We start from the raw sequence: 14100 nt of genomic DNA on the forward strand, positions 1-14100 counted from the left end.
GACGGGCCGGCCGGTCCGCGGTGGGGTCAGCGGCGACGGGTCGTCGGGTCGACGTCGCCGTCGACCTCGATCTGCTCCTTGCGCACCTGCTCGGTGACCTGCTGCTGCTCGGTCACCGTCTGGGTGTCGAGGCGGACGCGCTCGACCGGCGTGGCCTCCTTGGACACCACGGGGCGCTCGGCGTGCAGGACGACCTCGTGCTCCTCCTCGGAGATGGCCGGCCCGTCCATCGCGTTGCCGATGTTGGCGTCGGTGATGGGCTCGCGCTCGACCCGGACCTCCTCGTGGGAGACGGGGACGGTCTGGCTCACGTTCTCCGTGACGACGTACTTCCGCAGCCGCGCCCTGCCGGCCTCGACGCGCTGGGTGCCCACGTTGAGGTGCTCCTCGGAGCGGGTCATGGCGTTGTCGGTCGTCGGGCCCGAGGTGTCGCGGCCGACGACGCCCTCCCGGCCGCTGAGGTCGGCGCGGCCACCGGTCGTCGTCCCGGTCGTCGTCCCGGCCGTCATCGCCTGACCGGTCGCGGTGCCCGAGGTGCCCAGGCCGTAGTAGCGGTAGAGCTCCTGCTCCTCCTGCGGCGACAGGTGGCCGGCGGAGACGTCGACGTGCGGGGCGCCCTTGACCTTCGCCTTGTCGTAGGGGACGCGCAGCTCGCCGCCGGAGACCGTGGCGTCGGCCAGGGGGACGAAGGCCTCCTTGGTGCCGAACAGGCCGGTGCGGACGGTCGCCCACTCGGGACGGCCGGTCTCGTCGTCGAGGAAGACCTCGCCGACGCTGCCGTGCTTGCCGTCGGGGCCGACGGCGGTGCTGCCGATGACGTCGCTGATCTGCCGGTCGTCGATCACGTGCGCTCCTCGCGGAAGGGGGTGGGGGATCGGCCGGCTCCCTCACGCGGCGGAGTGCCCGGGGTCAGCTGGCCACTCCGGGGGTGCCCCGCGGTTTACGACGTAAACCCTCTTCGGCTCACTCCCCGGGGACGCGCCCCTCCCGCCGGAGGGACTCCAGGCGGCCGAGCAGGTTCTCGAGGGCCTCCTCGAACTCGGCGGCCGACTCGTCCCGCGACAGCAGCCCCTCCAGCTCGGTGACGAGCGGGTACTGCGAGAGGTCGGTCCCGGTGCCGGGGACGCCCCCCGGTGCGTCCTCGGGGCTGATCTGCACGCCCTTCTGCGACACCTCGAGCAGCAGGTGTCCGAGCAGGAAGCTCGAGTAGGCCCGGTACGCGGCGACCGCCGCCTCGGCGCCGAAGCCGCTGTCGGTCATCGCGGTGAGGAAGGACTCGACCCAGCGCAGGCTGCGCAGCGGCGGGCGGACCCAGGGGGCCTCCGGCGGCCGGGTGGCCACCAGGGGGAAGACCTCGGGGTGCGCGAGGGCGATCCGCCGGACGCCATGGGCCAGCCGCTGCAGGAAGTCCTGCCACCCGCCGGCGGCGCGTATGTGCACGTCGGGATCGCCGTACAGCTCGTCGATGACGGTCTCGACGACGCCGTCGAGCAGCTGCTCGCGTCCGGGCACGTACCGGTAGAGCGCCATGGCCTCCACCCCGAGGAAGGCGCCGAGCCGCCGCATCGTGAGGGCGGCCAGACCGTGCCGGTCGATGAACTCGACGGCCGCGCCCAGGATGCGGCGGCGGTCGAGGGAGGCCCGCCCGGTGCCGGGGGGGCCGGCGGGGAGGACGGCCGCGGCGCCGCCACGGGCCTCCGGCGAGTCGGGGTCGGGACGGTGCATCGGGACGGTGTCGTCGGTCCGCGCCACGTCTGCCTCCCGGTTCCTCGTCGGACCCTGCATACCACCGTCGCCGCACCGGACCCCCTGCCCGCCCGTGAGGTCTCCGGAACGCAGCCTTGACGTCGTCGTGGCCGCGGGGAAACCGCCGCACCCGACGCTCGGAGCCGTGTCCGCAGCCCTCCCGTCCGGCGCCGCCGCACCGGCCGGCCCCCGCACGCGGACCACCGCGACGCACTGTCCCTACTGCTCGCTGCAGTGCGGCACGGCGGTCACCGCCGGCGATCGTCCCGCGACGCTCGTACCCCTCGACTTCCCGACCAACCGGGGCGGGCTGTGCAGCAAGGGCTGGTCGGCGACCGAGCTGCTCGACCACCCCGAGCGGCTGACCCGCCCGCTGGTCCGCGCGGTGCCCGGCGACCGCACCAGCCCGCTGGTCGAGTCCACCTGGGACGAGGCGCTCGACCGCGTCGTCGCCGCGATCGGGCGCACCCAGGCCCGGTACGGCCGCGACGCCGTCGGCTGCTTCGGCGGCGGGTCGCTGACCAACGAGCAGGCCTACCAGCTCGGCAAGTTCGCCCGGGTGGCGCTGCGCACCAGCGCCATCGACTACAACGGGCGCTTCTGCATGTCCTCGGCGGTCGCCGCGGCCACCCGCGCGTTCGGTGTCGACCGCGGGCTGCCGTTCCCGCTGGCCGACGTCGCCGACGCCGAGGTCGTGGTCCTGGTGGGCAGCAACCCGGCCGACACCATGCCGCCGGCGATGCAGCACCTGGACGCCGGCCGCGAGCGCGGCGCGCTGCACGTCGTCGTCGACCCCCGCCGGACGGCGACCGCCCGCCGCCCCGGGTTGCACCTGCAGCCGCTGCCCGGCACCGACCTGGCGCTCGCCAACGGGCTGCTGCACGTGGCGATCGCCGAGGGGCTGGTCGACGAGGCGTACGTGGCCGCGCGCACCACCGGCTTCGACGCGGTGCGCGCCGCGGTGCGCAGCTACTGGCCCGACCGGGTCGAGCGGCTCACCGGCGTGCCGGTGGAGCAGCAGCGGCGCACCGTGACCGCGCTCGCCCGGGCGGAGCGGGCGATGGTGCTCACCGCGCGCGGCGTCGAGCAGCACAGCGCGGGCACCGACACCGCGACCGCGTGGCTCAACCTGGCGCTCGCCCTCGGGCTGCCCGGCCGGCCCGGCAGCGGCTGGGGCACCCTCACCGGCCAGGGCAACGGGCAGGGCGGCCGCGAGCACGGGCAGAAGGCCGACCAGCTGCCCGGCTACCGCAGGCTCGCCGACCCGGCCGACCGCGCGCACGTCGCCGCCGTCTGGGGCGTCGACCCCGACGACCTGCCGGTGCCCGGCCGCAGCGCCTTCGAGCTGCTCGACGCGCTCGGCACCGACGGCGGCGTGCGCACCCTGCTCGTGCTCGCCTCCAACGTCGCCGTCTCCGCGCCCGACGCCCGCCGGGTGGTCAGCCGGCTCGGCGACCTGGACTTCCTCGCCGTCAGCGACTTCTTCCTCTCCGAGACCGCCGAGCTGGCCGACGTCGTGCTGCCCAGCGCGATGTGGGCCGAGGAGTCCGGGACGATGACCAACCTCGAGGGCCGGGTCATCCGCCGGCGGCGCGCGCTCGACCCGCCCGAGGGCGTCCGCGACGACCTGGCACTGCTCGCCGAGCTGGCGGAGCGGCTGGGCGCGCGCGGCTTCTCCGCCGACCCGGAGACCGTCTTCGCCGAGCTCGGCCGGGCCAGCGCCGGGGGAGCGGCCGACTACTCGGGCATCACCTACGACCGCATCGACGCCGAGCAGGGCGTGTTCTGGCCCTGTCCAGACCCGGCGCATCCCGGCACGCCGCGGCTGTTCACCGAGCGGTTCGCCACCCCTGACGGCCGCGCCCGGTTCGTGCCGGTGCACCACACCGGCGCGCGCGAGCAGCCCGACGCCGAGTACCCGTACGTGCTCACCACCGGCCGGGTGCTCGCCCACTACCAGTCGGGCACCCAGACCCGGCGCACGCGCAGCCTGCAGCTGGTCGCCCCGGCCCCGCGGGCGGAGCTGCACCCCGACCTCGCCCGCCGGCTGGGGATCGCGCACGACGACGTCGTCGAGCTGGCCACCCGCCGCGGCCGCGCCCGCTTCACCGCCACGGTCACCGACGCCATCCGCCCGGACACAGTCTTCGTGCCCTTCCACTGGGGCGGCGGGTCCAGCGCCAACGCGCTCACCGACCCCGCGCTCGACCCGGTCAGCCGGATGCCCGCCTTCAAGGCGTGCGCGGTCGCCGTCACCCGCGTCGGCGGCCCCGCCGAGCGGCCGCTCGCCCCCGACGCCGCGACCCAGCCCGCGCCGCGGCCGCACACCCGCCCCGTCCCGCCCGTACCACGGCCCCCGACCCGGAGGAGGACCCCCGGCGTGAAGAGCACCCCGAGATTCCTGCAAGGCGTCTTCCCGCTGACCGGGGAGGGGCTGGCGAAACCCGGCCCGGTCGACCCGGCGCTGCGCTACCAGGTGCCCGCCGGCGCCACCGCGCAGGCGCTGTACTTCCGCGGCGGCAACTCCACCGGCGAGCTGGTCTACGTGCTGCTGCTGCGCGACGGGGAGCCGGTGCGGTGGTTCCCGATCGGCGCCAAGGGCGACGTGCACGTGCCGCTGCGGGTGGTCGAGGACCTGCCCGGCGGCTGCGTCGTCGAGCTGCACGCCGCCGCGCCCGAGGGCGTCACCGGCGACCTCGTCGTCGACCTGGGCCTGGTGGAGGTCTGATGACGACGGTCCTGGGCGGTCGCCCCGAGGGACTGACCACGATCGCGCTGGACGACGACCTCGACGCCCGCGCGCGGCTGGTCGTCGTCGGCAACGGCATGGCCGGCGCCCGGTTCGTCGAGGAGGTGCTCGAGCGCGGCGGCGGCGAGCAGTTCCGGATCACCGTGTTCGGCGACGAGCCGCACGGCAACTACAACCGGATCCTGCTCAGCCCGGTCCTGGCCGGGGAGACGTCCGAGGACGACATCGTCCTCAACAGCCACGACTGGTACGCCGACAACGGCGTCACGCTGCGCGCCGGCGTCCGGGTGGAGCGGGTCGACACCGCCGCCAAGGTCGTCTACGCCGCCGACGGGACCAGCACCGCCTACGACCACCTGGTGCTGGCCACCGGCAGCTACAGCTTCGTCCCGCCGATGACCGGCGTCCGGCGCGACGACGGCAGCCTGCTGCCCGGCGTGTACGGCTTCCGCACCATCGACGAGACCCGCGCGATGCTCGCCGCCACCGGCCGCTGCCGGAAGGCGGTGGTCATGGGCGGCGGGCTGCTCGGGCTGGAGGCCGCCCGCGCGCTGCAGGGCCACGGCCTCGAGGTCGACCTCGTGCACGCGATGCCGTGGCTGATGAACGCCCAGCTCTCCCGGGAGGCCGGCGCCGTCCTCGAGCGCAGCGTCGCGTCGCTCGGCATCACCGTCCACCTCGACGTGCTGGCCACCGAGGTGCTCGGCGACGACGCCGTCGAGGGCGTGCGGCTGAAGGACGGCCGGCGGATCGACTGCGACCTGCTCGTCGTCGCCGCCGGCGTCCGCCCGCACACCGACGTCGCCGTCCGCTCGGGGCTGGAGGTGGAGCGCGGCATCGTCGTCGACGACCAGCTGCGCACCGACGACCCCGACGTCTACGCCATCGGCGAGTGCGCGCAGCACCGCGGCTCGGTCTACGGGCTGGTCGCCCCCGCCTGGGAGCACGCGCGGGTGCTCGCCGACGTGCTCACCGGCACCGACCCGGACGCCGAGTACCACGGCAGCCGGACGGCGACCAAGCTCAAGGTCGCCGGGGTCGACGTCGCCACGATGGGCGTGAGCACCCCCGAGCGCGACTCCGACGAGCTCCTCGTGATCTCCGAGCCCCGGCGCGGCGTGCACCTGTCCGTCGTCGTCCGCGACGACCGGCTGGTCGGCGCCACGCTGCTCGGCGACACCCGCAAGGTCGCCTACCTCACCCAGGCGTTCGACCGCGGCAGCGCGCTGCCCGCGGAGCGCATCCGGCTGCTGGTCGACCTCTCCGACGGTGCGGAGGAGGTCGGCGTCGCGGAGATGCCGGCCGACTCCCAGGTCTGCAACTGCAACGGCGTGACCAAGGGCGCGATCTGCGGGGCGGTCGCCGACGGCTGCGGCAGCGTCGGGGCGGTCATGGACCGCACCCGCGCCGGCAAGGGCTGCGGCTCGTGCAAGGCGCTGGTGAGGCAGGTGGTGGAGTGGGCCGCCGACGGCGACGTCGCCGAGGACCCGGCCGCCTCGTACTACGTGCCGGGCGTCCCGCTGGCCAAGCCCGACCTCGTGGCCGCGATCCGCGAGCGGGACCTGCGCAGCGTCTCGGCCGTCTTCGCGGCGCTCGCCCCCGGCGGCAAGGAGGACGCCCGCTCGAAGATGGGCCTGACCTCGCTGCTCAAGACGGTGTGGGGCAGCGACTTCGTCCGGGAGAAGGACGCCGAGTTCGTCAACGACCGGGTGCACGCCAACATCCAGCGCGACGGCACCTTCTCCGTCGTCCCGCAGATGAAGGGCGGGGTGACGACGCCGGCCCAGCTGCGCCGCATCGCCGACGTCGCCGAGAAGTACGAGGTGCCGATGGTCAAGGTGACCGGCGGGCAGCGGATCGACCTGCTCGGGGTCCGCAAGGAGGACCTGCCGGCGATGTGGGCCGACCTGGGCATGCCGTCCGGGTACGCCTACGGCAAGAGCATGCGCACGGTGAAGACCTGCGTGGGCAGCGACTTCTGCCGATTCGGCCTCGGGGACTCCACGCAGCTCGGCATCGACCTGGAGACCCGGCTGCAGGGCATCGAGAGCCCCGCGAAGATCAAGATGGCCGTCGTCGGCTGCCCGCGGAACTGCGCCGAGGCGTACGTGAAGGACGTCGGCGTCGTCGCGGTCGGGAGCGGCCGCTGGGAGGTGTACGTCGGCGGGGCCGCCGGGGCCACGGTGCGCAAGGGCGACCTGCTGGCCACCGTCGACTCCCCGGAGGCGGTCATGACGCTGGTCGGCCGGTTCGTGCAGTACTACCGGGAGAACGCCAACTGGCTGGAGCGGACCTACGACTTCGTGCCGCGGGTCGGGCTGGAGCGGGTCCGGGCGGTGGTCGTCGACGACGCCGACGGGATCGGCGCCGACCTCGACGCCGGCCTGCAGCGCTCGGTCGACGCCTACACCGACCCGTGGGGGCAGGACGGTCCCGAGCCGGCCACGCCCGGGCAGTTCCGGCCCGCGCTGCCGCTGGTCGCGCTGCCGCAGGTGCCGGTCCGGTGAGCGTCGTCGACACCCGGCCGGCCGCTCCCGCCGGCGTCCGGGCGTACACGGTCGGCCTCGCCGGGGACGTGCCGCCGGGGGAGGGGCGGGCGTTCGTCGCCGGGGACGCCCAGGTCGCCGTCTTCCGGCTGCGCGACGGGTCGCTGCACGCCACCCAGGCGGCCTGCCCGCACGCCGGCGGCCCGCTCGCCGACGGGCAGACCGACCCGGACGTGCTCGTCTGCCCGCTGCACCTGTACGGGTTCCGGTGGGCCGACGGCGCCTCGACCGGCGGCGACGTCGGCCCGGTGCGCGTCTACCCGGTCCGCGAGGTGGACGGGATGCTCGTCGTCGACGTCTGACCCCGCCGGGTGTGCACGCAGCGCGGTCCCGGGGTCCTCCGGGTCGCGCTGCGTGCACGCACCGCTCAGTCCTCGATGACGTCGAGGCCCTGCTCGCGCAGCCGCGCCAGGGAGGCGAGCATCCCCTCCACCACCTCGGGGGCGTGCCCCTCCCAGTCCGCCACCTCGCCGATGACGCGCAGCGGGGAACGCGTCCGGTAGGACCGGGTGGGGTTGCCGGGGAACCGCTTGTCGGTGACGTTCGGGTCGTCCTCGAAGGGGCCCAGCGGCTCCACGACGTAGACGTGTCCCCGGTGCCCGTCCCCGGCCAGCGCCGTCGCCAGCTCCGCTCCCCAGGCGGCGGTGTCGACCAGCGCCGTGAAGTACACGTGGTCCATCACCCGGCCGGCCTGGAAGTTCGAGCCGCGGCCGGGGACCAGCTCGTCGCCGACGGCGAGCGTCGCCCGCGTCCCGTGGAAGAAGGGCCCGGGGACGTCCCCGCAGTTCTCGGAGGTGACGGGGACGCGCGGCGGCTGCTCCATCCCGGCGATGATGCCCTCACGGGTGCATGCGGGCGCCCTTCGTGACCTTGTCGACGGCGTTGCGCGGTCCGTGCACGGCGATCCCGACCAGGTCGAGGTCGGCGCCGGCGACCGCGCGGACCGCGGCCCGGTTCTCGGCGTCGCCGCCGGTGGCGAACAGGTCCGCGGTGAACAGCGAGGTCGGCAGTCCCCGCTCGAGCGCCCGCGTCCGGGCCCGGGCGAGCAGCTCCCCGGGCCCGGTGAGGACCAGCACCGGCTGGCGGAACATCGCGAGGTACCGGGTGCCGTCGGCGTCCTCGTAGGGCCGGCCGACCAGCTCCGGCACCGCGGCGGCGACCGCGCTCGCCAGGAACGCGGTCACGTTGAGCTCCTGCCACGGCAGCAGGCCCTCCCGCAGCAGGACGGCGATCTTGGTGGGCCACGGCGGGCCGGCGTCACCGGTCTCCTCGACGTCCACCGTCTCCCCGAGGGGCAGCGTCTCCATGCCCCGCAGCGTCGCCCCGGCCGGTGGTCCCGCTCTTGTACGTTCCTGACGTGACGGCCGAGGTGGTCGCCTGGCGGCCTCCGGTCCCGGGCCTGACCGAGGTGCTCCACGCCCGGTTCACCGACCACGTCTACCCGCCGCACACCCACGACGCCTGGACGCTGCTGCTCGTGGACGACGGCGCCGTCCGTTACGACCTGGACCGGCACGCGCACGGCGCCTCCCCGGCCGCGGTCACCCTGCTGCCGCCCGGCGTGCCGCACGACGGGCGGTCGCAGTCCCCCGGCGGCTTCCGCAAGCGGGTGCTCTACCTGGAGCCGGCGACCCTGGGCGAGCAGCGCGTCGGCACCGCCGTCGACCACCCCGCCTACGCCGACCCCGTGCTGCGCGACCGCGTCTCCCGGCTGCACGCCGCGCTCGCCCCGCACCCCGAGGCACTGGAGGCGGAGAGCCGGCTGGCGTTCGTGCTCGAGCGGCTGCGCCGGCACCTCGACCGCGCCGTCGTCGCGGCCCCGTCCGTGCGGGACGACCCGCTCGCCGACCGGCTGCGCGACCTGCTCGACGCCCGGCTTCCCGACGGGGTGTCCCTGGAGGCGACGGCGGCCCGGTGGGGCGTGCACCCGACGCACCTGGTCCGCGCGTTCACCCGCCGGCACGGGCTGCCGCCGCACCGGTACCTGACCGGCCGGCGGGTCGACCGCGCCCGGCGGCTGCTGCTCGACGGGCTGCCCCCGGCGGAGGTGGCGACGGCGGTCGGCTTCTTCGACCAGGCGCACCTGACCCGGCACTTCCGCCGGATGCTGGCGACGACGCCCGCCGCCTACGCCCGCCCGGCCTGACCGCTCAGGGGGCCGGGACGACGACGGTGGCCGCCATCGGCCCGCCGCACTCCTCGCTGCCGCCGACCCGCACCCAGTCCAGGTCGGCGCCGACCTCGGCGAGCGTGCCGCCGTCGGCCGCGAGCACGGTGACGGTCGCGGCGTCCGGCGTCTCCGTCTCCGTCGGCACGCCGGCCGTCGTCCCGGTCAGCGGCGCGGTGACCTCGCGCCGCGACTCGGGGTCCCGGTCCGGGCGGACGACCTGCCCGCACGAGGGCTCGCAGACCACCCGCACCGACGCCGGCGCCGGCCCCGGCCAGTCGCCGGTGAGCTGCACCCGCACCGCGTTGACCCACCCGATCGCCGGGCAGACGACCTCGCCCGGGCCGCCGGAGCCGGCCGCGCAGCCGGCCGCCAGCCCGGCCGCGAGCAGGACCCGTCCCGAGGGGACCGGCCGCCGCGGCCGGCGCGGGGCGGTCCGGCGGTCCCGCGCCTCCTCGGCCGGCTGCCGGGCGGCGACGACGGAGGCGGGCTCGGTGGTCACGTCAGTCCCAGCCGTGGGTCGCGGCGAGCCGCTCGAGGCCGTCGAAGCCGAGCTCCTCGGCGGGGGCCAGCGCGGTGCCGTCGGCCGCCAGGTACAGGACCTCGGCGGCGTCGCCCGGCACGGCGGCGACCCGGTCCCGCAGCGGCACGTCCGCGCCGTCCACCCGCGCGGTCGCCGCACCCGGCGGCCCGACCAGCACCGCGCCGTCGTCCTCGGGGCACCGCAGCACGAACCCGCGGCCGGTCACCGGTGCGCCGGCGGGCAGCAGGTCGGTGGCGCACCACGTGCTCGCGGCGGCACCGGTCCCCGCGCTCTCGGTGAGCGTCGCCTCCAGGTAGACCGCGCCCGAGGGCAGGGTCGCGGCGAGCAGCCGCAGCGTCCCTGGGGCATCCCCGCCCGGCAGGCTCCCGGACCAGACGACGTCGAGGGTGACCTCCTCCGGCCGCAGCCCCGTGACCACGAAGACGTGGTCGACCGCCCCGGCCAGGACGGGGTCCGTGCCCACCCCGAGCGCCGGGCTGGGCCGCGCCGGGTCCTCCGGCCGCCAGGCCATCGGCATCGCGGTGACGACCGTCGCGCCGCCGCGGGCCACCCGGTAGCGCAGCGCCTCGTCGTAGGAGCCGGTCGCCGGGTCCAGCGCCAGCGCGGCGACGCCGTCGGGCGCGTCGACCGGGACGAAGTCGCGGCCCACCGTGCCGTCGGCGGCCACCTCCGGGCGCCGGGACACCTCGACGACGTCCCCGGGCGCGGCGACCACGAGCAGGGCGCCGGTGCTCGCGTCCGACAGCGCCACCGGCCGCCCGGCGGCGAGGCCGGACACCGACCCGGCCCGCTGCAGCTGCTCCGGGGCCGCGCCCTCCGGGCCGGTGAACCAGACGGCGGCCAGCGTGCCGGCGGCCGTGGGGTCGGCGGGGTCGGCGGGGCGGTTCGCGGCCATCGCCGGGTCCTCGCCGGCGACCAGCACCCACCGCCGGCCGGCGGCGTCCCCGGCGTAGACGACGCGGCGGGCCTCCGGCGGGGAGTCGGGGGCGTGGTCGCCCGGGCTGTCGGTCCACGGCAGCGCCCGCACGGCCTCGAGGAACGCGGCGTCGCCGGCCAGCGAGCCGCGGGCCGGGCCGGTGAGGACGTCGGCGGAGGCGGCGACCGGGCCGGGCGCGGCCACGCCGACCGCGGGCACCGCCTCGTCGCCCGGCTCCCGCAGCGCGACCGGGACGGCGACCACCACGGCCGCCACCGCCGCGGCCACCGCGGTGAGCCCGATGGTCTGCCGGCGCCGCGCCCGGTGCCGGGTCACCACGGCCCGGGCCAGGTCCTCCCGTGGCGGGGGAGCGGTGTGCTCGGCCAGCCGGGTCAGCCGGTCGGTCAGGTCGTCCATCAGGAGTCCTCCCCGCTCACGAGGACCGGCGGCGCCAGCAGCGCGCGCAGGCGGGCCAGCCCCCGGGTGGTGTGGGTGTTCACCGCGCTGGCCGAGCAGCCCATCGCCTCGGCGGCCTGCTGCTCGGAGAGGTCGGCGTAGTAGCGCAGGACGACGGCGGCGCGCATCCGCGGCGGCAGCGAGCGCAGCGCGGCGCGCAGCTCCTCGTCGTCCTCGCGCGGCTGCGCCGGGTCGGCGCGGTCGGGCAGCGTCTCGACCACCTGCTCGGTGCTCGCGAGCCGGCGCCGCCAGCTGGTGTGGGTGGTGACGACCACCCGGCGGACGTAGGCGGTCGGGTCGCCGCCGCGGGTGACCCGGTCCCAGTGCCGGTAGGTCTTGAGCAGCGCGGTCTGGACCAGGTCCTCGGCGTGCCCGCGGTCCCCGGCCAGCAGCACGGCCAGGCGCAGCAGCCCGGCCTGCTGGCGGGACACGAAGCCCTCGAAGGACGTGCCCTCGACGGACGTGCCCTCGACGGACGTGTCCCCGAGGGACGTGTCCCCGACGCCGTGCTGCTCCACCCGTGCCCTCCCGCGGTCCGCCGTCACCCCTCCCACGCGGCGGGCCGGGCCGGAGACCCACAGCCGCAGGTCACGGGACCATCACGATCCGCGAGTGGGGGTCAGGCCAGCTCGGCGAGGGCGGCGGCGACCGTCGCGTCACGCACGAAGTCCAGCGCGAGCAGCCGGTGCACGAGCACGCCGCGGCGGGTCAGCCGCAGGTCGGCCGGGCGCAGCCGGGGCAGCGCCGCGCCGCCGGGACGCGGGGTCGCGGGCGGCGGGTCCAGCAGGCCGCGGCGCTGCAGGTCGGTGAGGTCGTCGAGCGCGCCCCACGCCGTCCAGCCGCGCGGGTCCTGCGGCACCGGCGTCATCGGCAGCGGGGTGCGCTCGCGCCGGCCGACCGCGGCCAGCAGCACCCACTGCCGGCCGGTGAGCTCCGTGGCCAGCCGCAGCCCGCGGAACACCACGGCGGCGTCGAGGTCGGGGGAGACCGCGGCCTCGGCGAGCAGGTAGCCGAGGTGGCGCACCCGCCACTCCTCGGTGACGCCGCGGGCGGCGAGCACGACGGCCTCGGCCACCTCGTCGGCGGGCGCGCGGTCACCGGGGCCGGGGGCGAGGAAGCCGTCGGTGCGGACGGCGCGGCCCTGGGCGGCGCGGGTCACCGACAGCTCGGCGGCGAAGGCCAGCGCGGCGCCGGCGCGGCAGCGGGCGCGGGAGGACACCGGCGCGGGCGGGTCGGCGTCGGCCGCGGTCGCGGTGCGCCGCAGCCACGCGGCCAGCCCGCCGTCCAGGCGCACCTTCGTCGAGCCGTCGTCGAACACCAGCCCCGCCGCCGTGCGCGCCATCGTCCCGGCGACCAGTTCCCCGGACTCCACGAGCGCGCGTCCCGGTGCCGCCTCCGTGTACTCCGCCACGCCGTCGATCATGGCCGAGCCGGGCGCCCCGTGTCGGCCCGGCGGCCGGGCCCTCACCACAGGGGGGCAGGGCCGGTGAGCACAACGGAACACACGGTCAGCCCGACGGCGACGGCGGGGAAACCGCGGCCCGCGACGCTTCGGCTCCATGGCCGCCCCCACGCGCACCGCGCCACCCACTGCCCCCGCGCCGCCGAGCCCGCCGCGCGGTGGGCGCTGGATCGACGACTGGCGCCCCGAGGACCCGCAGTTCTGGGAGACCACCGGCCGGCGGGTCGCCCGCCGCAACCTGTTCTTCTCGGTGTTCTCCGAGCACGTCGGCTTCTCGATCTGGAGCCTGTGGTCGGTCGTCGTGCTGTTCCTGCCCGAGCCGGTCTTCGGCATCGACCCGGCCGGCAAGTTCCTGCTCACCACGCTGCCCACCGCGCTCGGCGCCGCCGTCCGGCTGCCCTACACCTTCGCCGTCGCCACGTTCGGCGGCCGCAACTGGACGATCGTCAGCGCCGCCCTGCTGCTGGTCCCGACCCTCGCCACCGCCGCCGTCCTCGAGCCCGGCGTCTCCTACACGACCCTGCTGGTCGTCTCCTGCCTGGCCGGCGTCGGCGGCGGCAACTTCGCCAGCTCCATGGCCAACATCAACGCCTTCTACCCCGACCGGCTCAAGGGCTGGGCGCTGGGCCTCAACGCCGGCGGCGGCAACCTCGGCGTCCCGGTCATCCAGCTCGTCGGCCTGCTCGTGCTCGCCACGGCCGGCGTCGAGCACCCGCGGATCGTGCTGCTCGTCTACGTCCCGCTGATCGTCGTCGCCGCCGTCGGCGCGGCCCTGCTCATGGACAACCTGACGACGGCGCGCAACCAGCCGCGGGCCCTGCGCGAGGCGGCCCGCGAGCCGCACACCTACGTCATGTCCTTCCTCTACATCGGCACCTTCGGCTCGTTCATCGGCTTCGGGTTCGCCTTCGGGCAGGTGCTGCAGAACCAGTTCGCCGCGGACTTCGCCACCCCGCTGGCGGCCGCGTCGCTGACCTGGCTGGGTCCGCTGCTCGGCAGCCTGGTCCGCCCGCTCGGCGGCTCGCTGGCCGACCGGTACGGCGGCGCGCGCATCACCGCCTGGAACTTCGTCGCGATGGCGGTCGGCGCCGCGGTCGTGTTCACCGCGAGCCAGGTGGGGTCGCTGCCGCTGTTCGTCGTCGGGTTCGTGCTGCTGTTCGTGCTCAGCGGCGTCGGCAACGGCTCGACGTACAAGATGATCCCGGCGATCGCCCGCACCCGGGCGCAGCAGCGGGTGGCCGCCGGCGCCGACCCGGCCGCCGCCGACCGGCAGGCGCTGCGGACGTCCGGGGCGCTCATCGGCATCGCCGGCGCCGTCGGCGCGTCCGGCGGCGTGCTGGTGAACCTGGCGTTCCGCCAGTCGTTCCTGACCACCGGCAGCGGCGACGCCGCCTACCTCGTGTTCATCGCCTTCTACGCGGTCTGCGTCGTCGTCACCTGGGCGGTGTACCTGCGGCCGACCGCCCGCGCGGCCGGGGTGTGAGCGCGGTCCCCGTGCACGTCCGCGGACGTCC

13 protein-coding genes are annotated in these 14100 nt (G+C 76.4%); 5 read left to right on the forward strand and 8 right to left on the reverse strand.

From position 1 onward, the window contains the following. Positions 1 to 26: 26 nt before the first annotated feature. Both ACI8AA_RS21255 and ACI8AA_RS21260 read right to left on the reverse strand, forming a co-directional pair. Entirely contained in the window at positions 27 to 845 is an 819-nt protein-coding gene (locus ACI8AA_RS21255; protein ID WP_457046359.1) for a DUF2382 domain-containing protein, read from the reverse strand. A 118-nt stretch (positions 846 to 963) separates the two neighbouring features. Then, complete coding sequence (locus ACI8AA_RS21260) at positions 964 to 1752, reverse strand: TetR/AcrR family transcriptional regulator C-terminal domain-containing protein (protein ID WP_457046360.1); 789 nt, start codon at positions 1750 to 1752, stop codon at positions 964 to 966. A 139-nt stretch (positions 1753 to 1891) separates the two neighbouring features. Here ACI8AA_RS21260 and ACI8AA_RS21265 point away from each other — a divergent pair, with 139 nt between their 5' ends. From ACI8AA_RS21265 to ACI8AA_RS21275, 3 genes are read left to right on the forward strand one after another with little or no spacing between them, the layout of a single operon-like run. Further along, positions 1892 to 4474, forward strand: a complete 2583-nt coding sequence (locus ACI8AA_RS21265) for a molybdopterin oxidoreductase family protein (protein ID WP_457046361.1) — start codon at positions 1892 to 1894, stop codon at positions 4472 to 4474. Next, on the forward strand, positions 4474 to 7002 hold the full coding sequence (gene nirB / locus ACI8AA_RS21270) for a nitrite reductase large subunit NirB (protein ID WP_457046362.1): 2529 nt from the start codon (positions 4474 to 4476) through the stop codon (positions 7000 to 7002). Before ACI8AA_RS21265 ends, nirB begins: the two co-directional genes overlap by 1 nt. Then, on the forward strand, positions 6999 to 7343 hold the full coding sequence (locus ACI8AA_RS21275) for a Rieske (2Fe-2S) protein (RefSeq protein WP_457046363.1): 345 nt from the start codon (positions 6999 to 7001) through the stop codon (positions 7341 to 7343). Before nirB ends, ACI8AA_RS21275 begins: the two co-directional genes overlap by 4 nt. A gap of 65 nt (positions 7344 to 7408) precedes the next feature. On the opposite strand, the gene arr is transcribed toward ACI8AA_RS21275, so the two are convergent. Together arr and ACI8AA_RS21285 are read right to left on the reverse strand one after the other, a co-directional pair. After that, on the reverse strand, positions 7409 to 7864 hold the full coding sequence (arr, locus tag ACI8AA_RS21280) for an NAD(+)--rifampin ADP-ribosyltransferase (RefSeq protein ID WP_457046364.1): 456 nt from the start codon (positions 7862 to 7864) through the stop codon (positions 7409 to 7411). A 16-nt stretch (positions 7865 to 7880) separates the two neighbouring features. Next, positions 7881 to 8348: a DUF2000 family protein gene (locus ACI8AA_RS21285; protein ID WP_457046365.1), complete on the reverse strand. Its 468-nt coding sequence runs from the start codon at positions 8346 to 8348 to the stop codon at positions 7881 to 7883. A 50-nt stretch (positions 8349 to 8398) separates the two neighbouring features. Between ACI8AA_RS21285 and ACI8AA_RS21290 the strand changes: the two genes are divergently transcribed. Next, complete coding sequence (locus tag ACI8AA_RS21290) at positions 8399 to 9187, forward strand: AraC family transcriptional regulator (RefSeq protein WP_457046366.1); 789 nt, start codon at positions 8399 to 8401, stop codon at positions 9185 to 9187. 4 nt (positions 9188 to 9191) lie between these two features. On the opposite strand, the gene ACI8AA_RS21295 is transcribed toward ACI8AA_RS21290, so the two are convergent. The 4 genes from ACI8AA_RS21295 to ACI8AA_RS21310 all read right to left on the reverse strand — a co-directional run bounded on the left by ACI8AA_RS21295 (position 9192) and on the right by ACI8AA_RS21310 (position 12535). Continuing rightward, positions 9192 to 9710, reverse strand: a complete 519-nt coding sequence (locus ACI8AA_RS21295) for a hypothetical protein (RefSeq protein WP_457046367.1) — start codon at positions 9708 to 9710, stop codon at positions 9192 to 9194. A 1-nt stretch (position 9711) separates the two neighbouring features. Next, complete coding sequence (locus ACI8AA_RS21300; protein WP_457046368.1) at positions 9712 to 11085, reverse strand: hypothetical protein; 1374 nt, start codon at positions 11083 to 11085, stop codon at positions 9712 to 9714. Then, positions 11085 to 11642 carry a SigE family RNA polymerase sigma factor gene (locus ACI8AA_RS21305; protein ID WP_457046369.1) on the reverse strand — a complete coding sequence of 186 codons (558 nt, stop codon included), beginning with the start codon at positions 11640 to 11642 and terminating at the stop codon, positions 11085 to 11087. The genes ACI8AA_RS21300 and ACI8AA_RS21305 overlap by 1 nt, the downstream gene beginning before the upstream one ends. Positions 11643 to 11743: 101 nt before the next feature. Further along, positions 11744 to 12535 carry a hypothetical protein gene (locus tag ACI8AA_RS21310; RefSeq protein ID WP_457046370.1) on the reverse strand — a complete coding sequence of 264 codons (792 nt, stop codon included), beginning with the start codon at positions 12533 to 12535 and terminating at the stop codon, positions 11744 to 11746. A gap of 148 nt (positions 12536 to 12683) precedes the next feature. On the opposite strand from ACI8AA_RS21310, the gene ACI8AA_RS21315 reads away from it, so the two are divergent. After that, the gene (locus ACI8AA_RS21315; RefSeq protein ID WP_457046371.1) at positions 12684 to 14069 is read left to right on the forward strand and encodes a nitrate/nitrite transporter; all 1386 of its coding nucleotides are present in this window, start codon (positions 12684 to 12686) and stop codon (positions 14067 to 14069) included. Positions 14070 to 14100: the final 31 nt, after the last annotated feature.

This window comes from Geodermatophilus sp. SYSU D01180, from assembly GCF_054050415.1.

What these genes read in the sequence shown, in the direction of transcription:
- ACI8AA_RS21315 (WP_457046371.1), top strand. Translation starts at nt 12,684, where the DNA reads ATGGCCGCCCCCACGCGCACCGCGCCACCCACTGCCCCCGCGCCGCCG.
- arr (WP_457046364.1), bottom strand. Translation starts at nt 7,864, where the DNA reads ATGGAGCAGCCGCCGCGCGTCCCCGTCACCTCCGAGAACTGCGGGGAC.
- ACI8AA_RS21285 (WP_457046365.1), bottom strand. Translation starts at nt 8,348, where the DNA reads ATGGAGACGCTGCCCCTCGGGGAGACGGTGGACGTCGAGGAGACCGGT.
- nirB (WP_457046362.1), top strand. Translation starts at nt 4,474, where the DNA reads ATGACGACGGTCCTGGGCGGTCGCCCCGAGGGACTGACCACGATCGCG.
- ACI8AA_RS21300 (WP_457046368.1), bottom strand. Translation starts at nt 11,085, where the DNA reads ATGGACGACCTGACCGACCGGCTGACCCGGCTGGCCGAGCACACCGCT.